The following is a 25,824-nucleotide window of genomic DNA, read 5'->3' on the forward strand; positions in this document are numbered from 1 at the left end:
GCGGCGGGGGGTTTCCACAGACCAATACACCTCTCGCGTCCGGCGGCCGAGTCGGACACAGCATAGTCACACCTAACTGCTGTCGCCGCTCGTCGCCGAGGTGTGCGCCACGACACACCGACTCTGTAGCAACAGAATCGTAATCTGCCCGTGGCCTGTTACGCGGAGCTTCGGCCCTACCCGCCCGAGATGCCCATGACCTGCGCGGTTACCGGTCCGACAGTGGCGAGGGCCACCGGCGACAGCATCTGTTGATGACTGGCGTCGACCGGGTGATCGGCGATGACGCCGCTGACGTACGGCCGCCACCTGGAGGCGCCACCCGCCGCGTCGCCCGTCGTCCGCAGCGCCGTGAAGTAGGTGAGATCACCCACGAAACGATCGGGCGTCAGTTGGGTAACCGTAGCGACCGTGTGCAGCGCACCCCGGTACATGCCGACGAAGCGCGCCAAGGAGATCGGGGTCGAACCGGCCAGCGCCGCGTGCAGGGCGGCGAGGGCGTCGTCGCCGAGGGCCGCGAGCCGTTCGGGCGCGGGCAGCTGCTGCTCGGGGATGCCGAGTTCGCGGAAGGCGTCCCGGAGTTCGGCGCCGAAGTCGGCCAGGTCGGCGCCGGGCAAGCTGTCGAGCATGCTCAGCGTCGCCACCTGTTCGCCCGCGGCTTGCAGCCTGGTCGCCACGGCCTGGGCGAGCACGCCGCCCAGCGACCAGCCGAGCAGGTGGTACGGGCCGTGCGGCTGGGCCGCCCTGATCTCGGTGAGGTAGTGCTCGATCAGCTCGTCGGCCGAGGCGGGCCGGAAGTCCGGGTCGCGCAGGGCCGGTGACTGCAGGCCGATGATCGGCCGGTCCTCGGGCAGGTGCGGGGCCAGGCCCGCGTACGCCCACGCCAACCCGGATACCGGATGCAGGCAGAACAGCGGTGCCACATCCCCGCCACGGCGCAGCGGCAACGTGGTCGCCAGCGCCGCGTCGAGGTCGCCGCCGAGCGCCGCCGACCCGGCGCCGAGCCGGTCGGCGAGGCCGGTGACGGTCGGGTCGGCGAAGAAGGCGGCCACGGTGAGTTCGGTACCGGTGCGCTCGCGCAACCGGTGCACGACCCTGGTGGCCAGCAGCGAGTTGCCGCCGAGGGAGAAGAAGTCGTCGTCGCGGCCGGGCCGCTGGACCCCGAGGACCTCGCCGAAGACCTCGGCCACGGCGATCTCGTTCTCGCCCACCGGTTCGCGGTAGGTGCGCGGCTCGATCGCCGGCGCGGGCAGGGCGGCCCGGTCGAGCTTGCCGTTCGCGTTCAACGGCAGCCGGTCGAGGACGACGAAGGCGGCGGGCACCATGTACGAGGGCAGCACCTGCCCCACGGCGGCCTTCACACTCGCTGCGGTGATCTCGGCGTCCGGCGCGGGGACCACGTAGGCCACGAGCCGGTCGCCGAGCCGCGGATCGGACTGCGCCAGCACGGCGGCGTTGGCGACCGTCGGCACGGCCAGCAGCGCGGCTTCGATCTCGCCGAGTTCGATGCGGAACCCGCGGATCTTCACCTGGAAGTCGGTGCGGCCGCGATACTCCAGCTCGCCGTCGGCGGTCCAGGCCACCAGGTCGCCGGTGCGGTACATCCTGGCGCCGTGCGGGCGCGCCGCTCGCTCGGAACCGCCGCCGGGTGGGTTCGCAGCGGAGCCACCGGACTCGGCGCGAGGGTCGTCACCGCGACGATCGGCGGAGCCACCGGATCCGGCGAACGGGTCGGCGACGAAGCGGTCCGCGGTGAGATCGGGGCGCGCGAAGTAGCCGCGGGCCAGCTGCGCGCCGGCGAGGTACAGCTCACCGGAGACACCCACCGGCACCGGGCGCAGGCGCGCGTCGAGGACGTAGACGCGGCTGTTCCATTCGGGGGCGCCGATCGGCACCGTGGTGCGATCGGCCGCCGTCACGCGGTGATCGGTAATGGAGACCGCGGCCTCGGTCGGACCGTACAGGTTGTGCAGCGCGGCCTGATTGCCCGTGACGAAGCGCTGCGCCGTCGCGGCGGGCAGCGCCTCACCGATGGCGAGCACCCGGCGCAGCGTGCGCGGCAGCGCGCCGCCCGCTTCGATGAGCAGCGCGTCGAGCATCGAGGGCACGACGTGCAGGGTGGTCACCGCGCACCGCGCGAGGACACCGAGCAGGTACCCGGGATCGCGGTGCCCGTCGGGGGCGGCGATCACCAGCGTGCCGCCGCAGACCGCCGCCGACCAGAACTCCCACACCGACAGATCGAAGGTCGCCGCCGTCTTCAGCAGCACCGAATCGTCGCGTCCGAGCCCGAAAGCCTCGGTCTTCCACAGCAACTGGTTGACGATCGCCCCGTGCGAGACGGCGACGCCCTTGGGTGTGCCCGTGGAACCGGACGTGAAGATCACGTACGCCGTGTTCGCCGGACGCAGCACGCCACGACGCTCGTTCGCGGCGATCGGCGCGCCCGAAAGGCCGGACAGGTCGAGGGCGTCGATCTCGACGACTCGCGTGGGACCGGCGAATCCTGCGGGCGGAGCGACCCTTTCGACTGATGGGGCGGCAGCGGAGTCGGCCGAGCCGCCGAACGACTGCACCCGATGCTCGGCCGTGCCCGTGTGCCCGGTCGGTCCGGTGCCGGTCGCCGACGGCGAGGCAGCACTGTCCAGACCGGAGTCCGCGGTTGTCAGCACCAGGACTGGTGCGGCGGTGGTGAGGACGTGGCCGATGCGGTCGGCCGGCTGGGTGGGGTCGATCGGGACGTAGGCCGCGCCCGTCTGGGCGACGGCGTACATGGCGACGACCAGCTCGACCGAGCGCGGGATAGCCAGTGCGACACGGTCTTCGACGCCAATGCCCTGGGCGATGAGATGCCGGGCCAGCCGATGCACCCGCCCGGCGAACTCGCGGTAGGTCAGCGCGGCCCCGTCCGGCGCGAGCACGGCGGTGCCGTCCGGATGGGCGGCGGCGGTGTCGGCGAACAGCGACGCGAGGGTCGCGGGCCGCACCGGATGGCCGGTGGCGTTCCAGCCGTGCAGGATTCGGTCGCGCTCGGGCGCCGAGAGCAGCTCGAGCTCGTCGGCGGGGCGCTGCGGCGCGGCGGCGACGGCGGCGAGGACGCGGGCGAAACGGTCGGCGAAGTCCCGGGCGGTGGTCTCGTCGAAAAGGTCGGTGGCGTAGGTGAAGACGCCGTTGATGCCCTGCGCGACGCCGTCGGCGTCGTAGGTGTCGGCGATGATCGCGTGCAGGTCGAACTGCGAGACCGACAGATCCACGTCCACCGCGTCGACGGCGAGTTCGCCGAGTTCGAGGCCGGTGCGGGTGAGGTTCTGGAACGACAGGCCCACCTGGAACAGCGGGTGCCGCGCGGTGGAGCGGGCGGGGTTGATCGCCTCGACGAGCCGCTCGAACGGCAGGTCTGCGTGCGCGAAGACCTGCAGATCGGTGTCGCGCTGGCGGGCGAGCAGGTCGGTGAACGGCTCGCCGGGGCGCAGGGTCGTGCGGAAGACGAGGGTGTTGACGAACATGCCGATCAGGGCGTCGAGCGCGGCCTCGCCACGGCCCGCGATGGGCGTGCCGATCGCGAGGTCGTCGGTGCCTGCCAGCCGGGCCAGCGTCACCGCGAGCGCGGTGTGCACCACCATGAACAGCGTCGCGCCCTGGCCGCGGGCCAGCGCGAGCAGCGCGCGATGGGTCTCGGCGTCGATCTCGATCGGCACCCGACGGCCCGCGAAGGACTGCACGGCGGGTCGAGGTCGGTCCGTGGGTAGATCGAGCTGATCGGGCAGTCCCGCCAGCGCCGCGCGCCAGTAGGCGAGCTGGGCCGAGGCGAGCGAATCCGGGTCCTCCTCGCTGCCGAGCAGCGCCCGCTGCCACAGCGCGTAGTCGGCGTACTGCACCGCCAGCGGCTCCCAGGCCGGCGCCGAGCCCGCCGAGCGCGCGGCGTAGGCGAGCATGAGGTCCCTGGTCAGCGGGGTGAGCGAGGAGCCGTCACCGGCGATGTGGTGCACCACCACGGCCAGCACCGACTCCTCGGGCCCGAGCTCGAACAGGGCGACCCGCAGCGGCACCTGGGCGCGCACGTCGAACCCGGACGCGCCGAGCGCGTGCATCGCCGCGTCCAGCTCGGCGGCCTCGATCCGGCGGACCTCGAGCTGCGGGGTCGCCGCCGATTCCGGCAGTACGCGCTGGATGGGGCCGTCGTCGGTCTCGGGGTAGATCGTGCGCAGCGTCTCGTGCCGGGCGACCAGGTCACCCACGGCGGCCCGCAGCGCCTCGACGTCGATGGCGCCACCGAGCCGCACCGCCATGGGGATGTTGTAGGCGACAGATTCGGGATCGAACTGGTTGAGGAACCACATGCGCTGCTGGGCCAGCGAGAGCGGAATCCGCTCCGGCCGCTCCCCCGCCACCAGCGCGGGCCGCGCACCGGCGCCCGCGGACTCGGCGAGCCTGCGCGCCAGCTCCTCCACCGTGGGCGCCTCGAACAGCAGGCGGACAGGGAAGTCGGTGTCGAGCGCGGCGCCGAGCCGGGCCGCGACCTGGGTGGCGAGCAGGGAGTTGCCGCCGAGGGCGAAGAAGTCGTCGTCGAGCCCGAGCTGGGTGTCGGCGCCGACATCGAGCACCTGCGCGAAGGTCCCGGCGACGATCTGTTCCACCGGCGTCGCGGGCGCGCGGAATTCGGCGTGCTCCAGCACCGGCGCGGGCAGTGCGCGGCGATCCAGCTTGCCCACGGGTGTCAGCGGGATGGTGTCGAGTTCCATCACCACCGTCGGCACCATGTGCGCGGGCAGGCTGCGCTCGGCGAACCCCGTGAGCGCGGCCGCATCGACCGTCGCGCCGGGCGCCGCGTGCACGTAGGAAACGAGAATCGTGGCGCCACTGTCGAGTTCGTGGCCGACGGTGGCGGCGAAGTCGAGGCTCTCGTGCGCGGAGAGCACGGCGTCGATCTCGCCGAGTTCGATCCGGAAGCCGCGGATCTTCACCTGGAAGTCGTTGCGGCCCACGTAGTCCAGCGCACCGTCAGCGGTCCAGCGGACCAGGTCACCCGTGCGGTAGAGCCGGGAACCGGCCGGGTCGAACGGGTTCGAGACATAGCGCGAGGCGGTGAGGCCGGGCCTGGCGTGATAGCCGCGCGTGAGCTGGGCACCGGTGATGTACAGCTCGCCCGTGACGCCGGGCGGCACCGGCCGCAGCCGGTCGTCGAGAACGTATTCGGCGACCCCCCGCAGCGGACCACCGATGGTGAGCGGGTCACCGGACTTCAGCGGCACACTGATATTGGTGACGATGGTCGTCTCGGTGGGGCCGTAGACATTGTGGAACTGCCGCAGCCCGCCGTCGGCGAGTGGAATCGCCCAGCGGCGCAGCAGATCCGGCGGACACGCCTCACCGCCGACCGCCACCACCCGGAAGTCGTCGAGTCCGGCGGGGTCGATGGAGGCGAGCGCGGCCGGGGTGATGAACGCGTGGCTCACCCGTTCCCGGCGCAGCAGCGCAGCCAGGTCGTCACCGCCGTACACGCTCGGGTCGACGATCACCATGGTCGCGCCCGCGCCGACCGCCAGCAGCAGCTCCAGCACCGAGGCGTCGAACGAGGGCGAGGCGAAATGCAGGGTCCGGGAATCGGATTCGACGCCGTAGTGCAGCCGCTGTTCGGCGCAGAAGCCGGCCAGCCCGGCCTGGGAGACGGCAACGCCCTTGGGCAGGCCGGTCGAGCCCGAGGTGTAGATGACGTAGGCGAGATCCTCCGCGCGGATCTGGCGCACCCGATCGGCATTGGTCACCGGGTCACCGGCGAACTCGTCGGCCATGGCGTCGTCGTCGATGGCGAGCCAGTCGACCCGCGCGGGCAGTTGCCCGGCGACCTTCGACACGGTCAGTCCGAAGACGGCGCCGGAGTCGGACACCATGTGCGCCACGCGATCCGGCGGATAGTTCGGGTCCACGGGCACGAAACCGGCGCCGGTCTTGGCGACCGCCCACACCGCGAGCACCGACTCGATCGAGCGCGGGATGCCGATCGCCACCAGGTCCCCCGCACCGATGCCGCGCGCGATGAGCAGCCGCGCGATGCGGCTGGAGCGCTCGTCGAGTTCGGCGTAGCTCAGGCTCCCGAGGGCGCGCGTGGCGTCGGCGAGGACCACCGCGACACCGTCGGGGTTGGTCTCCACGGCGGTGGCCAGCAGCTGCGGCAGCGCGGTCACCCGGGTGGGGCGTGTGCGCACCGGGCGGGTCCGTACCGGTCGTGTCATCGCGATTCCACCTCACCCATCACCGAACATCGTTGTGTCGCTGTCGAAGACACGACTCAGACCGCCGACGTACGCAGATCCCCGAGTACCAGCACGACCTCGGCCCGGCCGGTCTCGGCGGGCGCGGCGTCGTCGGCGATCACCGCGCGCAGGTCCTCGAGCCCGGCCGTCTCGACCGTCTCCAGGCCCGCCCGATCGCCGAACAGGTGGCTCACCCACTCGTCGGCGAGCGCGCCCGAGATGTCGGTCCCGGCCGGAACCAGCACCATCGACGCACCGGCCACACCGGCCGCGACCGGCTCGACCAGCGCGGCGAAGCTGTCCGCCGCCCCGTTGGCGAAGGTCCGCGACTCGAAGGTCAGCTCGGCACCGGTGCGCACCCGGGCGCCCGCGGTGGCGAGTTCGTCGTAGCTGCGGACACCGTCGGCGCCGACGAACGCGGGGTCGGTGCCGCGCAGTGCCCTGGTGCGGTCGGCGTAGGTCACCGGACGCGCCGACTGCGTGGACAATTCGGTGCGAATGGCCGGATCGTCGAGCACCAGCCAGTCGAGATCGCCCGAACCCGGCGTGCCCGTGGTGATCCCGATCTTGGCGGTCGGTTCGCCGGACGGCGGGCCGGCGACCGGCACCACCGCGGCGCCGGACTTGAGTACCGCCCAGACCGCGACGGCCCAGTCGATGCCGCGCGGAAGATCAACGGCCACACCGGCTCCCGGGCCGAACCCGCGGCCGATGAGCAGCCGGGCCAGGCGCGAGGAGCGGGCGTCGAGCTGCTCGTAGGTGAGCGACTCCTCGCCCCAGACCAGCGCCGGACCGTCGGGGTCGTCCTCGGCGGCGGCCGTGAACGCCTGCGCGAGCGTGGTTCCGCCGGTCGGCGCCGTCGGCGCGGGCGCCTGCGCGGCGCCGGCCAGCAGCCGGGCCCGCTCCTGCTCGTCGAGGATGTCGATGTCGCCGACGCGCTGCTGCGGATCGGCGGCGACCGAGGTCAGGATGCGGGCGAACCGCTCACCGAGGGTGCGTACCGTCGCCTCGTCGAACAGGTCGGTGGCGTAGTTGAACAGGGCGACGAGCTCGTCCGGCGCGCCCTCCGCGGTGAACCGGGGCTCCACGTCGACCTGCAGGTCGAACTTCGCCGCCACTGCGGTCTCCAGCGCCGAAACGGTGAGACCGGGCAGTTCGAGCGCGGCCACCTCGTTGTTGCTGAAGGTCAGCGCGACCTGGAACAGCGGATTGTGCGCGCTGCCCTTGCCGGGCGCGACCACCTCGACGACCCGCTCGAACGGCAGATCGGCGTGTGCGAAGGCACCGAGGTCGGTCTCGCGGGCCAGGTCGACGGCCTCGTCGAAGGACCCGGCCGGGTCCAGCGGCGTGCGTAGGGTCAGCGTGTTGACGAACATGCCGACCAGCTCGTCGAGCGCCCGCTCGCCGCGACCGGCGACGGCGGTGCCGATGGCGATGTCGGTGGTGCCCGACAGCCGGGCCAGCAGCACGGCCAGCGCCGCGTGCACGACCATGAACAGCGACGACTTGTGTTCGCGCGCAATATGGTTGAGCTGTGCGTGCACCTCGGCGGGCAGGCGCAGTTCGGTGGTGGCGCCGCGCAGGGTCGGCACCGCGGGGCGCGGGCGGTCCTGCGGCAGTTCGAGCAGCGGCGGCACCCCGGCCAGTTGCTGCTGCCAGTAGGCGAGCTGGGCGGCGGCGACCGAGCCGGGCTCTTCGTCGGAGCCGACCACCTCGCGCTGCCACAGCGCGAAGTCGGCGTACTGCACGGGAAGTGGCGTCCAGGCGGGGCTCTGCCCGCCGGTCCTGGCGACGTAGGCGGTCATCAGGTCGCGGGCCAGCGGCGCCAGCGAGGCCCCGTCGCCGGAGATGTGGTGCACCACGAAGACGAGCAGCCAGTCGGCCGACGTGCCGTCGGTGAGCAGCCGGGCGCGCACCGGGACCTCGCGGGTGACGTCGAAGCCGGCACCGGTCAGCGCGGCGGCACGGCCGAGCACGTCGTCGGTGGTCTCCACCTCGAGCCCGTTCGGCAGGACCGCGGTCACCGGCAGGATCTCCTGGGTGGGCGCGCCGTCGACCGACGGGAACAGGGTGCGCAGGGATTCGTGCCTGCCGAGCACATCGGTCACGGCGGCGTCGAGCGCGGCCACGTCGAGCTCGCCGGTGAGGCGGATGGCGAACGGCAGGTTGTAGGAGCCCGACGCCGGGTCCAGCTGGTTCAGCACCCACATGCGCTGCTGGGCCAGCGACAGCGGAATCCGTTGCGGCCGTTCGGCGGCCACCAGCGCGGGCCGGGCGGCCGCGCCCCCGACGGCGCCGGCGCGGGCGGCCAGCGCGGTGACGGTGGGCGCCTCGAACAGATCGCGGATGGTGATCTCGGCGTCGAGCGCCTCGTTGATCCTGGCGACGGCACGGGTGGCCAGCAGCGAGTTGCCGCCGAGGGCGAAGTAGTCGTCGTCGGCGCCGACGCGGCCCATTCCGAGCAGTTCGGCGTAGACACCGGCGACGATCTCCTCGACGGGAGTCGCCGGGGCGCGGAACTCGCCCACGGTGAACGTGGGCGCGGGCAGCGCCTTGCGGTCGAGCTTGCCGCTCGGGTTGAGCGGGAACGCCGCCAGCGCCACCAGCGCGGCGGGAATCATGTACGTGGGCAGCGCATCACCGATGGCGGCCAGCAGCGCGGCCTGCTCGATCTCGGCGCCGGGCTTGGGCACCACATAGGCGACCAGCTGTTCCCCGGCGGGTGAATCGGCGACGAGCGCCACGGCCTGACTCACCGTCGGCTGGGCCAGCAGCGCGGTCTCGATCTCGCCGAGCTCGATGCGCTGACCACGGAACTTCACCTGGAAGTCGGTGCGGCCCAGGTATTCCAGGGCGCCGCTGCCGTCTTCCTGGGTCCGCCACACCACGAGGTCGCCGGTGCGGTACATCCGCAGACCGGGCGCGAACGGATTGGCGACGAACCGGTCGGCGGTGATGTCGGGCCTGGCGACATAGCCGCGGGCGAGCTGGTCACCGGCCAGGTAGAGCTCGCCGACCACACCGGCGGGCACCGGGCGCAGGCGCGAATCCAGCACGTACACCTGGGTGTTCCACTCCGGCACACCGATCGGCACCGAGCCGCGGCCCGTCCGCTCGGCGGGCCAGTAGGTCACCGACACCGCGGCCTCGGTCGGCCCGTACAGGTTGTGCACCCGCGCGGTGGACACGGCGTTCATCGCCGCGACCGTCTCCGGCGGCAGCGCCTCGCCGACGGCGAAGATGTCACGCAGCGTCGGCACCGCGCCGGGCGCGGTGTGCGCGGCGAAGACGGTGAGCATCGACGGCACGAAGTCCGTCACCGTGACGCCCTGTGCCGCAATGGTTTCGGCGATGTAGGCGGGATCGCGATGGCCGTCGTGCGTGGCGACCACCAGCTTGGCGCCGGTGCGCAGCGGCATGAAGTAGCCCCACAGCGACACGTCGAAGGTGGTCGCGGTCTTCTGCAGGTACACGTCGCCGGGGCCGAGCGGGTACTCGGCGAGCATCCAGCTGGTCTGGTTCTCGATCGCCGCGTGCGAGACCGCGACACCCTTGGGCCTGCCGGTCGAGCCGGAGGTGAAGATGACGTAGGCCGGATGGGCGGGCAGCACGGGGCGCACCAGCTCCGCCGCCGCCACGGGCTCGGCCGAGAAGCCGTCCAGCGGAACGGAATCGAGCAGGATCACCGGCGTGTGCGCAGGCACCTCGACCGCGTCGGCGGTGGTGGTGAGCACGCACACCGGCGCCGCGGTCTCCAGGATGTACGCGATGCGCTCGGCCGGATGATCCGGGTCGAGCGGCACGTACGCGCCACCGGCGGTGACGATCGCGTACATGCCGACCACCAGATCCAGCGAACGCCGCACCGCGAGACCGACATACGATTCCGGGCCGACCCCGTCGGCGATCAGCCGCCGGGCCAGCCGGTTGACCCGCTCGTCGAACTCCCGGTACGTGAGTTCGACGCCCTCGTAGGCCACCGCGACGGCGTCGGGGTGCGCGGCGACGGCGCGCCGGTAGCCGTCGAGCAGCAGCGCGGGCGCGAGCTCGTGGTCGGTGTCGTTCCAGCGCACCAGGATTCGATCCAGCTCGGCCGGATCCATCAGCTCGTGCCCGCCCAGCGGGGCCGCCGGGTCGGCGACGATCGCGGTGAGCAGGCGCACGAAGCGATCGGCGATGCCCTCGACGGTGGCCGCGTCGAACAGGTCGGTCGAGTAGGTCAGCCCCACCCCGATGCCGTGCGGCACGCCGTGGCGGTCGGTGTCCTCGACCATCTCGAACTGCAGGTCGAACTTGGCGAACGGGATGCTCAGATCCACGCCGCTGACGGTCATGCCAGGCAGTTCGAGCGCGGTGCGCGCCATGTTCTGGAACGCCAGCATCACCTGGAACAGCGGATGCCGCGAAGTGGAGCGAGCCGGGTCGAGCAGCTCGACCAGCCGCTCGAACGGCACGTCGGCGTGGCCGAACGCGGCGACATCGGTGGCGCGGGTGCGTACCAGCAGATCGTCGAAGCTGCCCGCCGGATCCACCTCGGTGCGCAGCACCAGGGTGTTGACGAACATGCCGATCAGATCGTCGAGGGCGGCGTCACCGCGACCGGCCACCGGCGTGCCGACGGCGATGTCGGTGCTGCCCGAGAGCCGCGCGAGCAGCGCCGACAGCGCCGCGTGCACGACCATGAACAGCGTCGAATTGTGCGTGTGCGCGAGCTTGTCGAGCCCGGCGTGCACCTCGGCGGGTATGCGGAAATCCAGGGTCGCGCCGCGGTAGGTGGCCTCGGCCGGGCGCGGGCGATCGGTCGGCAGGTCGAGCTGATCGGGCAGTCCGGCGAGCTGGGCGCGCCAGTAGTCGATCTGCTGGGCCAGCACCGAATCCGGGTCGTCCTCGGTACCGAGCACCGCGCGCTGCCAGAGCGTGAAATCGGCGTACTGCACGGCCAATTCGGGCAGCCGCGGCTCCTGGCCCGCGCTGCGCTGGACATAGGCGCCCATCAGGTCTCGGGTGAGCGGGCCCATCGAGACGCCGTCACCGGCGATGTGGTGCACCACGCACACCAGCACGTGCTCGTCCGCGCGCAGCCGCAGCAGGCGCAGCCGGATCGGCGGCGCCAGCGCGACATCGAAACCGACGCCGACCGTCTCGGCGACCAGCGCGGGCACCTGGTCCTCGGTGACCTGCTCGCAGTCGAGGCCGGGCACCGCGCGCGGGTCGCTCAGCGGCAGGATCAGCTGCTGGCCCGCGCCGTCGACCTGCGGGTACATGGTGCGCAGCACCTCGTGCCTGGCCACCAGATCGCGGACCGCCGCGCGCAACGCGTCGACGTCGAGCGCGCCGGACAGCCGCACCGCGATCGGCATGTTGTTGACCGCGCTGGTGGGGTCGAACCGGTTGAGGAACCACATCCGCTGCTGCGCGAACGAGAGCGGGATGATCTCGGGCCGCTCCTGCGGCAGCAGTTCCTGCCCGGAGCCGGTGCCGATGTGGCGTTCCACCCGTTCGGCCAGCGCGGCGACGGTGCTCGCCTCGAACAGCACCTGCACGGGCACCCTGGTGTCGAGCGCGGCGCCGATGCGGGTGGCGGCCTGCGCGGCCAGCAGCGAGTTGCCGCCGAGCTCGAAGAAGTCGTCGTCGGCGCCGACGCGGATCTCCTCGGCCCCGCCCGCGGTCAGCAGCGTCGCGAAGACCTCGGCGACGATCTCCTGCACCGGGGTCGACGGCGCACGGAACTCCCGTGCCGCGAAGACCGGTTCGGGCAGCGCCTTGCGATCCAGCTTGCCCACCGGCGTCAGCGGGATCTGGTCGAGCACCATGATCGAGGCCGGAATCATGTAGCCGGGCAACGATTCCGCCAGGAACGCGTCGAGCGCGCTCACCTCGACGGAGGCGCCCGCTCTCGGCAGTACGTACGACACCAGCGCCGTCGCGCCGGAGGGCAGGGTCTTGCCGAGGGTGGCCGCGAAGTCGATGTCGGGATGCGCGGTGAGCGCGTTGTCGATCTCGCCCAGCTCGATCCGGAAGCCGCGGATCTTCACCTGGAAGTCCGAGCGGCCCATGTATTCGATGACGCCGTCACCGGATTCGGTGCGGCGCACCAGGTCTCCGGTGCGGTAGAGCCGGGCGTTGGCGTCACCGCTCTGCGCGCCGAACGGGCTCGCGACGAACCGTTCCGCGGTCAGGCCGGGACGGTTCAGGTAGCCCTGGGCCAGCGCGGGACCGGACAGGTACAGCTCGCCGATCACCCCGGCGGGCACCGGGCGCAGACGCGCGTCCAGCACGAAGGCGCCGACACCCGCGATCGCGGAACCGATGGTCACCGGCGCCGCGGGGTCCATCGGCGGGGTGCTGGTGGCGAGGATGGTGGCCTCGGTCGGGCCGTAGCCGTTGTAGAACTCGCGCTCGCCGACGGCCCAGCGGCCGACCAGCTCCGGACCGAACTTGTCGCCGGCGACCACGACGACGCGCAGGTCGTCCAGGTCGGCGGGGTCGACCGATTCCAGCGCGCCGGGGGTGATCAGCATGTGCGTCACCCGCTCGCGGCGCAGCAGATCGGCGAGTTCGTAACCGCCGAACACCTGCGGCGGCGCGATCACCAGGGTGGCGCCCGCGGAGAAGGTCAGCAGCAGTTCGAGCACCGACACGTCGAAGTTCGGCGAGCACACGTGCAGGACCCGCGCCTCGGGGGTGACGCGGTAGTGCTCCCGTTCGGCGGCCACCAGCGGCGCCAGCCCGGTGTGGGTCACCACGACGCCCTTGGGCTTACCGGTGGAGCCGGAGGTGTAGATCAGGTAGGCCGGGTGGCGCTCGTCGAGCGTGCGGACCCGGTCGGCGTAGGAGACCGGGTGCGCGGGCTGGGTGGCGATGCGCGCGGCCGTCGCCGCGTCGTCGAGTTCGAGCCACGGCAGGGTGTCGCCGAGGACACCGCGATGCGCGCCGGTGGTGAGGCCGAGCACCGCGCCGGAGTCGGACAGGATGTGGGCGATGCGGTCGGCCGGATAGTTCGGGTCGACAGGCACGTACGCGGCGCCCGTCTTGGCGACGGCCCACACCGCGAGCACCGATTCGATGCTGCGGGCGATGCCGATGGCGACCACGTCGCCGGGACCGATCCCGCGCCCGATCAGTTCCCTGGCCAGCTGGGCGGAGCGCTGGTCGAACTCGGAGTAGGTGAGCTCCCGCTGGTCGGCGGGCTCGCCCGTGGGGTTGAACCGGACGGCGACCCGATCGGCCGACGACTCGACCGCCCCGGTCAGTAACTGCCCGAATGTCGGACTGCTCGACCGGCGACGGCGGTTACCGCGGGCAGAACGACGGGCGGTTTCCATTCGAGTTCATTCACCTCTCATCGAGCCTGGACGCGCTGAGGCCGCCCGGTGCAGATCGAGCCATCATATCCAGCCCTGTTTCCGGGGCCCCAGCTTCCATGGGCCCTGAGGAGTATCGGCCCGCCGACCAGCGACGTTGCCGCATCACACAGCAAAGTGACGGGGCTCATAGCGAACCACCGTCACTTTGGTTTCGCGGTGAAATCCGCGCCGGCGCTCAGTGCGCGGACGGACCCCACTCCATCGGCACGCCCTTCGAGGCGAGGTAGGGCAGCGGGTCGATCTTGGTGCCGCCCTGGTCCCAGATCTCGAGGTGCAGGTGCGGGCCGGTGGACTGGCCGCGGTTGCCGACGGTCGCGATGACGTCGCCGGCGTTCACCCGCTGGCCCTCGGTGACGAGCATGTCGTTGACGTGGCCGTACACGGCGGTGGTGCCGTCGTCCTGGAGCACGCGCACCCACAGGCCGAAGCCCGAGGCCGGGCCCGCCTCGACGACGGTGCCGCTCATGACGGAGTGGATCGGCGCGCCGAGCGAATCGGCGAAGTCGATGCCGCTGTGCATGGCGCCCCAGCGGGCACCGAAGCCGGAGCTGATCGGACCGGCGACCGGGCGGGCGGCCTGCGGCGGCGCGACCTGGTGCTGGATGCCCTGGATGATGTCTTCGACCTGGGCGAGCGGCGCGGAGATCTCGGGCGGCAGGTTGCCGATGCCGAACGGCGCGGCCACGGGCGAGGCGATCGGCGCGGCGACGGCGTCGACCTGTGCGGGTGCCTCGGCGACGGGCGCGGTGTGCTGCGCGGCGATCAGGCTGACCTCGGCCGCCTCGCGAGCGGAATCGGGGACGACGGATTCCTCGACGTCGTCCTTCTGCGTCGGCAGCAGCGGGGCCGCGTAGGCGATGGTCGGCGCGACCTGGGCGGCGATGCCGACCAGCGCGCCGGTGGCGACCGCGGCGCTGGCGGCGACGCGCACCCGGTCGGTCCTGGACGGTTCGGCGCGGTGCCGGCTCGGGCGCCCGGCGCCTCCGTCACCCAGCAGGGCCTTGACGGAGATGGATTCGGGGCCCATACGGTGCTGCGACAAAGTTTCGTCCTAGCGTCCGGCAACAAAGGAAACGACACCGGCTCTGACGATCCGGCCCGGAACCCGCTCGCGCGGTTCCCGGTGCCGATCCGACGTAACGTTTCGGCATCCGTTGTGACGGGAACTCTACCCGGTCGTGACCATTCCGCAACCTTCTGGGTGGAAGTCGCAGGTAGGAGCCGTGTCGGACGGTAACAAACGCGTGTTGCAGACCGTTATCCGCGGCGCCGTGCGGTCACCGACGCACCCCGACAGGCCAGACTCGGACCATGGTGATCGAGAGCTTGCGTGTCCCCATCGTCGCCGCGCCCATGGCGGGCGGCCCCACCACCCCGGAACTGGTCGCCGCCGTCTCGGCGGCGGGCGGCTTCGGCCAACTGGCCGCGGGCTATCTCGCCGCCGACGCGATGGCCGCCCAGATCGCGGCGACCAGAGCCGCCACCACGGCGCCCTTCGGGATGAACCTGTTCGCGCCTGGCCCGGTGGCCGAGCCCGCCGACTACGCCGCCTACCTCGCCGAACTGGGTGTCGACCATCCGCTCGGCACGCCCAGGCACGACACCGACGCCTGGGCGGACAAGCTCGACCTGCTGGTCGCCGACCCGATCGCGGTGGTCTCGACGACCTTCGGCTGCCCGACCGCCGTGGAGGTCGACCGGCTGCACGCCGTCGGCACCGAGGTCTGGGTGACGGTCACCTCCCCGGCCGAGGCGCTGATCGCCCTCGACGCCGGGGCCGACGCACTCATCGCCCAGGGTGCCGAGGCGGGCGGCCACCGCGCGAGCTTCCTCGACGATCCCGCCGAGGACATCGTCGACCCGCCCGGCCTGCTCACCCTGATCCAGCTGCTCTCCGCTGTCACCGCGCGGCCGATCATCGCGGCGGGCGGTATCGCCACCGGCGCCGGGCTGGCCGCGGTGCTCGCGGCAGGCGCGGCGGCCGGGCAGCTCGGCACCGTCTTCCTGCGCTGTCCCGAGGCGGGGACCAACGCCGTGCATCGCGCCGCCATCGGGTCGACGGAGCCGACGATGCTCACCCGCGCCTTCACCGGACGCCGCGCACGCGGGATCCGCAACAGTTTTCTGGAAGCGCACACCGCGACAGCCCCCGCCGCCTACCCCGAAATTCATTACGCCACCGCGCCGTTGCGGGCGGCTGCGAGGGCGGCGGGCAACTCCGACGATGTGAATCTGTGGGCGGGGCAAGCTCATTCGCTGACCAGGGAGCAATCGGCGGGCGAACTGGTCGCGGAGCTCGCCGCGGACGCGAAAAACGCACTCCGAAAAGCGCTTTCGGAATGAATCCAGGGTTATTGACAACGGATTTCGTTTAGACTCATAGGCGCATCGCATCACGCCGACCACCCCCAAGCAGGAGGAGAGCGCCATGTCCCTCGATGTTCCCGCCGCCTTGCTCGAGCGCGCCGAACAGGGCGATATCGACGACGCGGAATTCGTCGAATGCGTCCGTACGTCACTGCCCTACGCCTGGGAGGTCGTGAGCCGCGTCGCCGGTGAACTGCGGGCCGGCGACGCGGAATTCGCCGACAACGTGGTGCCGCCGCCGGACGAGGTGGCGCGCGGTCAGCTGCTGCGCGCCCTGGCCTCCGACGCCATCCGCGGCGGTCTGGAGCGCCACTTCGGCGTGAAGCTGGCCTTCCAGAACTGCCACCGGGTCGCGGCCTTCCCGCTCTCGGCGGTCGGCGGCGAGACCTACACCCGCTACATCAGCCCGCGCGCCCAGCTGCTCAACCAGAGCCCCGAGCTGCGCAACTGCTGATCCCCGGGCAGCGAAAAGGCGGGCGTGGAGACCTCTCCACGCCCGCCTTTTCCGCGTACTCAGTCCGCGGTGACCACGTCGAGTTCGCCCTCCGCGTACTGCGCGCGCAGCCGCTTCTTGTCGAACTTGCCGACGCTGGTCTTGGGCACCTCGGCGATGAAGGTCCAGCGCTCGGGCAGCTGCCACTTGGCGAACTTGTCGGCCAGGAAGCCCTTCAGCTCGGCGGCCTCGGCGGCGGCGCCCTCGGCCAGCACGATCGCGACCAGCGGGCGCTCGTCCCACTTCTCGTCCGGCACACCGATCACGGCGGCCTCGGCGACGGCCGGGTGGCCCATCACGGCGTTCTCCAGGTCCACCGAGGAGATCCACTCGCCACCGGACTTGATGACGTCCTTGGAGCGGTCGACCAGGGTCAGGTAGCCGTTGGGGCTGATCTTGCCGACGTCACCGGTGCGCAGCCAGCCGTCGTCGAACTTGTCCGGGTCGATCTCCGCGCCGGTCGGCGAGTAGTAGGAGCCGGTGATCCACGCGCCGCGGACCTCGAGCTCGCCCAGCGATTCACCGTCGTTGGGGACGACCTTGCCGTCGTCGCCGACCAGGCGCGCCTCGACATTGGCGGGGAAACGGCCCTGCGTGTAGCGGTAGGCCCAGGCCTCCTCGCCCTCCACGCCCGAGGGCGCGTGCGCGACGCTGCCCAGCGGCGAGGTCTCGGTCATGCCCCACGCGTGCAGGATTCGCACGCCGTGCTTCTCCTCGAACGCGCGCATCATCGACGGCGGCACCGCCGAACCGCCGACGACGGCGGTGCGCAGGTGCGAGATGTCCTGCGGCTGCGCGGCCAGCCCGGCCAGCACGCCACCCCAGATGGTCGGCACGGCGGCGGCGAAGGTGGGCTTCTCGGCGGCCATCATCTCCAGCAGCGGGCCCGGCTGCAGGAAGCGGTCCGGCATCAGGATGTTGGCGCCCGACATCAGCGCCGCGTACGGCAGGCCCCACGCGTTGGCGTGGAACAGCGGCACGATCGCGAGCACGTAGTCGCCACCGTGGAAGCCCATGCCGTTGGGCGAGTTCACCTGCATGGCGTGCAGCCAGTTGGACCGGTGCGAGTAGACGACGCCCTTCGGGTCACCGGTGGTGCCGGAGGTGTAACACATGGCGGCCGCGGAACGCTCGTCGACGACCGGGAAGTCGAAGTCGGCAGGCTGGCTGTCGAGCAGCTCGCGGTAGGAGTGCACGGTGACGCCCTCGGGCGCGGTGAGCGCGGACGCGTCACCGTTGACGACGATCACGTGCTTGACCGTCTTCAGGTTCGGCAGGTACTGCGCGAACAGCGGGACCAGCGTGCCGTCGACGAGCACCACCTTGTCCTCGGCGTGGTTGGCGACGAACACCAGCTGCTCGGGGAACAGCCGGATGTTGAGCGCGTGCAGCACCGAGCCCATGGCGGGCACCGCGATGTAGGCGACCATGTGCTCGTTGTTGTTCCACATGAACGTGCCGACCCGGTCGCCCTCGCCGACACCGAGCCCACGCAGCGCGTTGGCCAACCGCGCGGCGTCGGCGCCGAGCTCGCGGAAGGTCATGGTGCGCACCCCGTCACCGGTCCAGGTGGACACGGTCGAATCACCCTGGAAGGTGGCGGCGTAATTGAGCAGCTTGGCCAGCGACAGCTGGTCGTCCTGCATGGTGCTCAGCATCGAAAACTCCTTCGGTCCCGCGGTGGCATGAGCCACGTCACACGCCGGATGCTACCGAAGAGTCGGCCGGTGGTAACTGTTCCTGAGCACAACTATTCCTGTGGAACCGAGTGTTCATCGTCAGCCGTGCGGTCACCGATGCGGCGGCTCGGCATCGGGCCCGCGATGGTGCGCAGGCACGCCCGGCCCGGCGTGCTCGGCGTTGTGCACGGCGTCGACGACGAGCCGGCGCACGTGGTCGTTGTCCAGGCTGTAGAAGATCGTGGTGCCCTCGCGCCGGGTCCGCACCAGCCGCGCCATCCGCAGCTTCGCCAGGTGCTGCGAGACCGACGGCCCCGGCTTGCCGACCTCGGTCGCGAGTTCGTTCACCGACAGTTCCCGGTCGGTCAACGCCCACAGGACCCGCACCCTGGTCGAATCGGCGAGCATCCGGAACACCTCGACCACCAGGCCCACCTGGTCTTCGTCGAGGGGCGGGCGGGGCGCTGCGTTCATGCGCCGATGATAGGCCGGACCCGCCTTCCGCCGTGGTCAGCGCAGGGCGAGGTCGGCCAGAGCGGTCCAGTCGGCCAGTACTTGTTTACGACGCACGCGGTCGCGGCCGACCATCTCGTCGAGGGTGGCGCCACGGACCAGGTTGATGGTGAGCCAGAAGGCGCTTTCGAGCCGTTCGCGGGCGATCGCGGGGTCGATCAGCCCGGCGCAGCGGTCGAGCAGTTCCACGGTGAGCTCGTGCTGCACGCGCAACATCTCCCGACGCAGTGGTGGGTCGTGCGCGATGCCGACGTAGAGCTCCACCGACGCGCGCCCGAGCTGCCCCGCGAAGGTCGCGGTGACCAGTTCCACCAGCACCGCACCCGGCGCCGTCGCTCCGGTGAGGGCTTTCGCCTTGCGCTGCATGGCTTCTCGCTGCCGCTCGGTGAGGTGCCCGATGGCTTGGGCGAAGAGCTCGGCGCGGGTGTGGAACTGGTGCAGCTGCGCGCCGCGGGTGACCCCGGCCCTGGCGGTGATGTCGGCGATCGAGGCGCCCGCGTAGCCGACCTCGGCCAGGCTCTCGATCGCGGCATCGAGCAACTGCGCCCGCGTCCGCAGACTCTTCTCCTGGTGTTTGTTCGGTGGCAGCCCCGGCATCGCCCCAGTATAGACCGAGAAAATTCCGTGCTCCCTTGCACGCAATTCAGTGCTGGACGTACTGTGAAAGCATGGCTGTCGACCGAATGCTGCCCACCGACGAGGCGCGCGACCTGATCGAGCTGACCCGCGACATCGCCGACAAGGTGCTCGAACCGCGCGTCGCCGAGAGCGAGAAGACCGGCGTCTTCCCCGACGGCGTGTTCCCGGCGCTCGGCGCGGCCGGGCTGCTGAGCCTGCCGTACCCGGAGGAGTTCGGCGGCGGCGCCCAGCCCTACGAGGTGTACCTGCAGGTGCTCGAGGAGCTCGCGAGCCGCTGGGCCGCCGTCGCGGTGGCGGTGAGCGTGCACGGCCTGTCCTGCCATCCCCTGTTCACCTACGGCACCGACGAGCAGAAGCAGCAGTGGCTCTCGACCATGCTCTCCGGCGAAACGATCGGCGCCTACAGCCTTTCCGAGTCACACGCCGGTTCCGACGCGGCCGCGTTGCGCTGCCGCGCCACCGCCGTCGACGGCGGCTACCGGGTCACCGGCACCAAGGCCTGGATCACCAACGGCGGCCGCGCCGACTTCTACACCCTGTTCGCCCGCACCGGCGAAGGCTCGCGCGGCATCTCCTGTTTCCTCGTCCCCGCCGACACCGCGGGCCTGAGCTTCGGCAAGCCCGAGGAGAAGATGGGCCTGCGCGGCATCCCCACCACCACCGCCGCCTACGACGACGCCTTTCTGCCCGCCGAGCGGCGCATCGGCGAAGAGGGACAGGGTCTTTCGATCGCCTTCAGCGCCCTGGACGCGGGCCGCCTCGGCATCGCCGCCGTGGCCACCGGCCTCGCCCAGCGCGCCCTCGACGAGGCCGTCGCCTACGCCAAGGAGCGAGAGGCGTTCGGCCGCAAGATCATCGACCACCAGGGCCTCGGCTTCGTCCTGGCCGACATGGCCGCCGCCGTCGACACCGCCAGGGCCACCTACCTCGACGCCGCCCGCCGCCGCGACGCCGGCCTGCCGTACTCGCGCCAGGCCAGCGTCGCCAAGCTGGTCGCCACCGACGCCGCCATGAAGGTCACCACCGACGCCGTCCAGGTCTTCGGCGGCTTCGGCTACACCCAGGACTTCCCGGTGGAGCGCTACATGCGCGAGGCCAAGGTCATGCAGATCTTCGAGGGCACCAACCAGATCCAGCGCCTGGTGATCGCCCGCCATCTGGCCGGGTGAGCTATCCGGCAACGCGCTGATCATCCCGCCTGCGCTCGATAGGGCAACCGTTCAGTAAACTGGACAGCGTCTCGAGACCTCAGGCGAAAGAGGTGCGCGATGCTGTGGTGGCTGATCGTGATCGTCGTCGTGTGCGTGGCGGCCTTGCTGTACCTGCGCGCCGAGCAGAACAAGCGGACGGCGCGCGAACTCGAGGAGGCCCAGGCCGACGCGCGAGTGACGACCGAGCGGCTCGGCGGCCAGGTCTATCAGCTCTCCCCCCGCAACGAGGCGTCGCGCCAGGCCCTGGCCGACGCCTCCGAGCGCTACAACGCGGCGGGCGGCCAGCTCGACCGCGCCGATTCCGCCGCCAAGGCGCGCCTGGCCAAACAGACCGCCCTCGAGGGCCTCTATTACATTCGCGCCGCCCGCACCGCGATGGACATGGACCCCGGCCCACCCATCCCCACCCTCGACGGCCAGGACATCGCCGGCGAGGTCGACCAGCCACGCACCGTCAACCACAACGGCCGCCCCGTCACCGCGGCCCCCACCCCCTCCCCGCTCACCCCCAACTACTTCCCCGGCGGCCGCGTAGCAGGCCGCCCCGTCCCCGCCGGCTGGTACTCCGAACCCTGGTGGAAACCCGCCCTCATCGCCGGCGCCTGGGGCGCGGGCGCCGCCCTCCTCTTCACCGCCCTCTTCACCGGCATGCCCGGCGTCCCCTACGACACCCAGGCCTTCGAAGACGGCACCGGCGAAGCCGCCCTCGACCAGCAGGCCGAGCTCGATTCCGGCGGATACGACGACGGCGGTTTCGACAGCGGTGGCCATGACGGCGGCGGCTACGACGGAGGCGGCGGCTACGACAGCGGTGGCGGTTTCGACGCAGGCGGGTTCTGACCATCGCCCGCGCCCCAAGCACCACCCCACCCCACGATCCCGCCACGCTATACTCACCTCGGCCGGCCAACCCGGCCCCCCGCCTTCGTAGCTCAGGGGATAGAGCACCGCTCTCCTAAAGCGGGTGTCGCAGGTTCGAATCCTGCCGAGGGCACCAGCATTTACGCAGGTCAGGCGACTTTCTTTCCGTCGCCGCCCGGCCCTTCCGCCCGTTCCGTACGCAGCTTGTACGCAGTAGCCGCGAAGCCCTTGCGAGCCGAGTCGAGCTTGGTGGCCACGTCGTCGAGGTCGTCGTCGAACAGATCCGAATAGAAATCCAGCGTGGTGCTCGGCTTGTCGTGCCCCAGCATCCGTTGCAGCGCCAGCACCGACGCTCCCTCAGACACCGCCAACGAGGCCGCAGTGTGGCGGAGCTCGTGCGGCGTGAGCCCCTCCAGTCCGGCAGCTTTCGCAGCAGCATCGAACCAATCCCGGCGCATGTTGCGAACCCGCAGCACCGCACCCTGCGAGGAGGTGAAGACCTCCGCGTCAGCACTTCGGCCGGCAATACGCCGAGTCAGCGGCTCGACCAGAAATGCTGGGAACGCGACACTCCGCCGCTGGTGATCCTTGGGAGCCTTCGTCACCAGCTGCCCGTCAACCTCAGTGATCGTCCGCTCGACCTGGATACGGTTGCGCGCGATCGACACCGCAGAGACCTGCATACCCGCCAGCTCGGCGAACCGCAGACCGCAGTAGGCGAGCACCATCACCGTCAGCCAGTTGCCACCTGCCTGTTCGGCCAACCGCTCAACCTCCACACCGGACAAGTAGCGCCGCTTCGCCAGACGCTGTTTCGGCCGGTCCACCGTGCGGCACGGATTCACCGCGATCTTTCGCGTCTTCACCGCGTGATCGCAGATCTGGGACAGCACGCCGAGGTTCTTCCGAACCGTGCCACCCGCCGCACCACCCGCAACCTGCGAGGTCACCCACTCCTGAATCTCGTCGTGCATCTCGACCAGATCGCCGAGGCGGACACTCCCCCACTTCGGCAGGATGTGCCGCTTCACGATGGACTCGTACCGCGAACGCGTCCCCTTCTCCCACGACGGATGACCAGCCAACCACGCCTTGGCCACGACATCGACAGTCACCCGACCAGCCGAAGGCGATGCGTGCGCACCCGTCACGACCGCCGACGTTTGTCCGTCCAGCCACGCCTGAGCGTCAACCTTGCGAGCGAACCGCTTGGAGTGCTCCTTGCCCATCGTGTCGACATACCTTGCACGCCAACGCTTTCCCTTCTCCCACAGCTTGGAACGAACGCGATGCAGCGTGCCATCCGGTCGGCGCTCTTCCTTCGTCCAGAGGTCTTCGACCCCGGCGCGACGGTTGCGGCGGACGGTGCTCACGCGGCATCACCGAGGGCTTCGGCCTCCTGTTCGGCGATCCACGCCAGGATCACCGACTTGCGCCACACGCGACGGCGAGCGCCGAGCTTGAAGCTGGCCGGACCCTTGCCGACGTGCGCCCACCACCGCCAGGTGGCCTCCGGGATACCGGTGAGGGCTTCGCAGTCCTTCGCCCTCAAATAGGTGTCTTCACTCTCCATCTCACATTCCTCCCTATGCTGCTGCGGATTGCTGAACAGAAATCAGTGCGCCCGGTGGATCGTCGGCCAAAGCCATACGGGCGTTGGTGTACTGAATGCGCCATGCCTGCCGGGCATTCGCGTGTGCCATCACGAGGTGTTCACGCGGTGGCGCGTCCGGATCACCGGGCGGGACCGGATACACCCGAATATGTGAGGTGTCCGGCTTCTCGATACCGACGGCGGCGAGCTGTTGCCGAACGAATTCCTGACGCTCGGCCTTGTGATCGGGCAGGGTCTTGCCGGTCCAGTTCTTCGAGACCAGGACCCGGCGACCGGGGACTCCGAGGAACTCACGACGGTGGGCCTTGGTGTTGCACCGTCCGGGCTGGGTCTTCTCGCTGGCGCCCTTGGGCACGATCCCGTATCGCAGCCACACCCCGCACTTCGGCGAGCACGGCGTCACGCACATCTCGGCGTGCAACCGGTCGTAATGCTCGGCCACACGACGCGACGGAGGATCGAGCAGGTCACCGACACTCTTGGTCAGGTACTTCGTCAGGTACCGCACCCGGCGTTCCATCTTGTCCGTGCCACCGAGGATCTGAATCGGTTTGGCCTGCACGCCGAAACGCACCACGTGGGCGGGTTCGAGGTCGTCCACCTCATCCATCACCGCCAGCGCGTCATCCCACGAGGTCAGCGGGACACCGGTTTTCGGGTCAGTGAAAGTGCCGGCCTCGTAGTCCCAGACCGGCATGTTGGTACCGGAGTAGACCTCGCGGTCGAAGTGGGGCCACCAGATCTGACGGTAGGTCGCGGCGGTGACCGCCTTGAGCATCCTGTTCGACACCGAACCCCGGATAGCCAGATGCACATGCGGTGCGGCCCGTTTCTGCGGTTCGACGCTGGCGAAGTACTGCACGTTCCAGCCGACCGCCCGACGCAAGTTCTGAACCCACCGGTCAACCAGGGCAGCGAAGTGGATCGCATCGCGGGCAGCACGGGCGTAGTCGTAGGTGTCCGGGTCGACTGGGGAACCGTCGGAGACCATCGCGCCATTGCCGTCTTTGCCGCCCTTGGCGTCCCATACCTGGTTGATCGCGCCATACGAGGGCAGCGTCAGGGTGAGGAACGTCGAGGGCTGGTAGCCGTTGTAGACCTCGCCGATGGTGCGCTTTTCGACCTTGCGGCGTGGCAGGTTCGGTACGTCCTGGCGGCGGCGAGTGCTCTTGGCTTTGCGGCGCGGTTTCTCATCGAGGGCGGGGAATCGGCCCTTGACTCCGAGTTCGCGGAGTTCTTTGTCGATTTCGGCGACGAGATCACGCAGCGCGTCGGCTTGTTCGTCGTCGCCGACATCGCGGTAATGGTGGTACTGCTCAGCCATCAGTGCTCGGGCGCCGAGCAAGTCTGTTTGTTCCTGGGTGGGCTCGACGGTCTCATCGACCGGTTCCTCACTCAGGCACCAGCCTTCACGCAGCTGGTTGGCGCGCAGGAGGCGATAGGCCTTGGCGCAGGCCGGGCACACCGATTCGAATCGGCATTTGCACGGGGCACCGATGTAGGAGATCTTGCCGGTCTTGTCGTTCACGGCGCGCATGGGGACGACGCGGGCGCACACGCCTTCTCGTTCGGCGGCGGCCTCAGCAATGTCTTTCAGCGACGGCATCGCACGACGTTCGGCGGCAGTCATACGGCCGAGGGAAGCCGCGGGCATGGTCCCGTCAACGGTGGCGGTCGAGTTGTCCATGGTGCGGCCTCCCTCAGCTCGGTGAATATCGGATGGTGTGGTGGTGGTCATGCGGCCTTGCGGGTACCGGGCAGGGTCTTGAACCCGGCGACGGATTCGACGTCGACGACGACCGGTTCGGCCAGGGCATCGCTGCGCCGGAAGGCCAGTTCGACCAGGCTCGGGCCGACGATCGCGACCTTGGCTTGATGGCTGCCGAACGCGTGGGCGAGGTGTTCGGAGCGGTTGCACCAGTCGTCTGGGGCATGGCCAGCCAGCATCTTCGCCTTCACCGTGTCCACGTCGTCGCCGATGTGGACGGAGATGAGGCGGGGGGTCTGGACGGCGCCACCGGCGGATTTGGCCAGTGAGCACGCCGCCATCACGGGGACCCAGCGGCGTCGGTAGCGGAACCAGGCCAGGAAGCGGGACCGGATCCGGCCGGAGCACCAGCGCTCGAAGGTCTGCGGGCTCCGAAGTCGCCACAGCACCATCCCCGCGACAGCCACCCCGGCCAACCCGACCCCGGCAGGCCAGCCCAGCCACCACCCGACCGCGATCGAAAGGCCGGCGGGCAGGGACAGGACCGGGAACAGCAGCGCCCACCAGATCAGCCGGAACGAGCCAGTGACGACCAGGACCAGGAGACGGCCGAGCGCGTCCAGGACATCGTCGGAGAACCCGCCGTCATGGGTGGTGGTGGCTACCGTCCCGGTGGGGGTGTTGTAGGTGGTTGTGCGAGTCATGCTGCGTCCCAATCGAATTCGAGTTGCGTGGCTACTTCGTTGTCGCTGTGCATCGTGCGCCAGGGGTCGGCGGGGTCGTGGCGGTAGACGACATCGGGATGCGGGGCGGGGGCCTTGCTGGCGGCGATGTAGGCATCCGCCGCACTGCGAGCCTTCGGCAGCGGTTTGACGGTCTCGCCGTACAGCAGGCCCCAGTGCTTGGCCTTGTGCGGGCTGATCCTCATGCCGCGTCGTCCCATCCGGCGTAGTCGTCACGAGTGCCCCACAGCGGTGAGGCCCCGGTCTGAGCGAGCACGGTCACCGCGACCGCGAGCGGATCGAGGCCACGGGCTTCGGAGCGGCAGCGCGAGCGAGACGCGAAGTCGATCACATCGGCGATACCGTTGTCGGTGCGAATCATGTTGCGGGACATA

At 70.6% G+C, this 25,824-nt stretch carries 16 protein-coding genes and 1 tRNA gene; 5 read left to right on the forward strand and 12 right to left on the reverse strand.

What is annotated here, in order from left to right; translation table 11 throughout:
- Positions 1 to 176: 176 nt before the first annotated feature.
- The 3 genes from DFR69_RS10340 to DFR69_RS10350 form a co-directional block, all read right to left on the reverse strand.
- Positions 177 to 6,206 carry an amino acid adenylation domain-containing protein gene (locus DFR69_RS10340; RefSeq protein WP_110037549.1) on the reverse strand — a complete coding sequence of 2,010 codons (6,030 nt, stop codon included), beginning with the start codon at positions 6,204 to 6,206 and terminating at the stop codon, positions 177 to 179.
- An 83-nt stretch (positions 6,207 to 6,289) separates the two neighbouring features.
- Positions 6,290 to 13,579, reverse strand: coding sequence for a non-ribosomal peptide synthetase (locus DFR69_RS10345; RefSeq protein ID WP_110037239.1), 7,290 nt, complete (start codon positions 13,577 to 13,579; stop codon positions 6,290 to 6,292).
- Between the two features lie 217 nt (positions 13,580 to 13,796).
- Positions 13,797 to 14,663 carry a M23 family metallopeptidase gene (locus DFR69_RS10350; protein WP_244198192.1) on the reverse strand — a complete coding sequence of 289 codons (867 nt, stop codon included), beginning with the start codon at positions 14,661 to 14,663 and terminating at the stop codon, positions 13,797 to 13,799.
- Between the two features lie 269 nt (positions 14,664 to 14,932).
- Here DFR69_RS10350 and DFR69_RS10355 point away from each other — a divergent pair, with 269 nt between their 5' ends.
- Together DFR69_RS10355 and DFR69_RS10360 are read left to right on the forward strand one after the other, a co-directional pair.
- Positions 14,933 to 15,964: a nitronate monooxygenase gene (locus DFR69_RS10355; RefSeq protein WP_186817541.1), complete on the forward strand. Its 1,032-nt coding sequence runs from the start codon at positions 14,933 to 14,935 to the stop codon at positions 15,962 to 15,964.
- Positions 15,965 to 16,049: 85 nt separating this feature from the next.
- Complete coding sequence (locus tag DFR69_RS10360; protein WP_110037241.1) at positions 16,050 to 16,442, forward strand: SCO5389 family protein; 393 nt, start codon at positions 16,050 to 16,052, stop codon at positions 16,440 to 16,442.
- A 59-nt stretch (positions 16,443 to 16,501) separates the two neighbouring features.
- On the opposite strand, the gene DFR69_RS10365 is transcribed toward DFR69_RS10360, so the two are convergent.
- The 3 genes from DFR69_RS10365 to DFR69_RS10375 form a co-directional block, all read right to left on the reverse strand.
- A complete protein-coding gene (locus DFR69_RS10365) occupies positions 16,502 to 18,139 on the reverse strand; it encodes a long-chain fatty acid--CoA ligase (RefSeq protein WP_110037242.1) in 1,638 nt (545 codons plus the stop codon).
- Positions 18,140 to 18,271: 132 nt separating this feature from the next.
- Positions 18,272 to 18,634 (reverse strand): ArsR/SmtB family transcription factor, encoded by a 363-nt coding sequence (locus DFR69_RS10370; protein WP_110037243.1) that lies wholly within the window; start codon positions 18,632 to 18,634, stop codon positions 18,272 to 18,274.
- 36 nt (positions 18,635 to 18,670) lie between these two features.
- Entirely contained in the window at positions 18,671 to 19,270 is a 600-nt protein-coding gene (locus DFR69_RS10375) for a TetR/AcrR family transcriptional regulator (RefSeq protein ID WP_110037244.1), read from the reverse strand.
- Positions 19,271 to 19,341: 71 nt separating this feature from the next.
- Here DFR69_RS10375 and DFR69_RS10380 point away from each other — a divergent pair, with 71 nt between their 5' ends.
- The 3 genes from DFR69_RS10380 (at position 19,342) to DFR69_RS10390 (ending at position 21,520) form a co-directional block, all read left to right on the forward strand.
- A complete protein-coding gene (locus tag DFR69_RS10380) occupies positions 19,342 to 20,481 on the forward strand; it encodes an acyl-CoA dehydrogenase family protein (RefSeq protein WP_110037245.1) in 1,140 nt (379 codons plus the stop codon).
- A 99-nt stretch (positions 20,482 to 20,580) separates the two neighbouring features.
- Positions 20,581 to 21,363: a hypothetical protein gene (locus tag DFR69_RS10385; RefSeq protein ID WP_110037246.1), complete on the forward strand. Its 783-nt coding sequence runs from the start codon at positions 20,581 to 20,583 to the stop codon at positions 21,361 to 21,363.
- Positions 21,364 to 21,444: 81 nt separating this feature from the next.
- Positions 21,445 to 21,520: transfer RNA gene (locus DFR69_RS10390), tRNA-Arg, on the forward strand.
- Between the two features lie 13 nt (positions 21,521 to 21,533).
- On the opposite strand, the gene DFR69_RS10395 is transcribed toward DFR69_RS10390, so the two are convergent.
- The 6 genes from DFR69_RS10395 to DFR69_RS10420 are packed head-to-tail and all read right to left on the reverse strand — an operon-like array spanning position 21,534 to position 25,823.
- Positions 21,534 to 22,757 carry a tyrosine-type recombinase/integrase gene (locus DFR69_RS10395; RefSeq protein WP_208643949.1) on the reverse strand — a complete coding sequence of 408 codons (1,224 nt, stop codon included), beginning with the start codon at positions 22,755 to 22,757 and terminating at the stop codon, positions 21,534 to 21,536.
- Positions 22,754 to 22,957: a helix-turn-helix transcriptional regulator gene (locus DFR69_RS10400; protein ID WP_110037248.1), complete on the reverse strand. Its 204-nt coding sequence runs from the start codon at positions 22,955 to 22,957 to the stop codon at positions 22,754 to 22,756. Before DFR69_RS10400 ends, DFR69_RS10395 begins: the two co-directional genes overlap by 4 nt.
- Positions 22,958 to 22,970: 13 nt before the next feature.
- Complete coding sequence (locus tag DFR69_RS10405) at positions 22,971 to 24,686, reverse strand: replication initiator (RefSeq protein ID WP_110037249.1); 1,716 nt, start codon at positions 24,684 to 24,686, stop codon at positions 22,971 to 22,973.
- Between the two features lie 47 nt (positions 24,687 to 24,733).
- Complete coding sequence (locus tag DFR69_RS10410; protein WP_110037250.1) at positions 24,734 to 25,411, reverse strand: hypothetical protein; 678 nt, start codon at positions 25,409 to 25,411, stop codon at positions 24,734 to 24,736.
- On the reverse strand, positions 25,408 to 25,635 hold the full coding sequence (locus DFR69_RS10415) for a hypothetical protein (protein ID WP_110037251.1): 228 nt from the start codon (positions 25,633 to 25,635) through the stop codon (positions 25,408 to 25,410). The genes DFR69_RS10410 and DFR69_RS10415 overlap by 4 nt, the downstream gene beginning before the upstream one ends.
- On the reverse strand, positions 25,632 to 25,823 hold the full coding sequence (locus DFR69_RS10420; protein WP_110037252.1) for a hypothetical protein: 192 nt from the start codon (positions 25,821 to 25,823) through the stop codon (positions 25,632 to 25,634). The genes DFR69_RS10415 and DFR69_RS10420 overlap by 4 nt, the downstream gene beginning before the upstream one ends.
- Between the last annotated feature and the right edge of the window lies 1 nt (position 25,824).

It is taken from the genome of Nocardia neocaledoniensis, from assembly GCF_003182135.1.
Lineage (GTDB): Bacteria > Actinomycetota > Actinomycetes > Mycobacteriales > Mycobacteriaceae > Nocardia > Nocardia neocaledoniensis.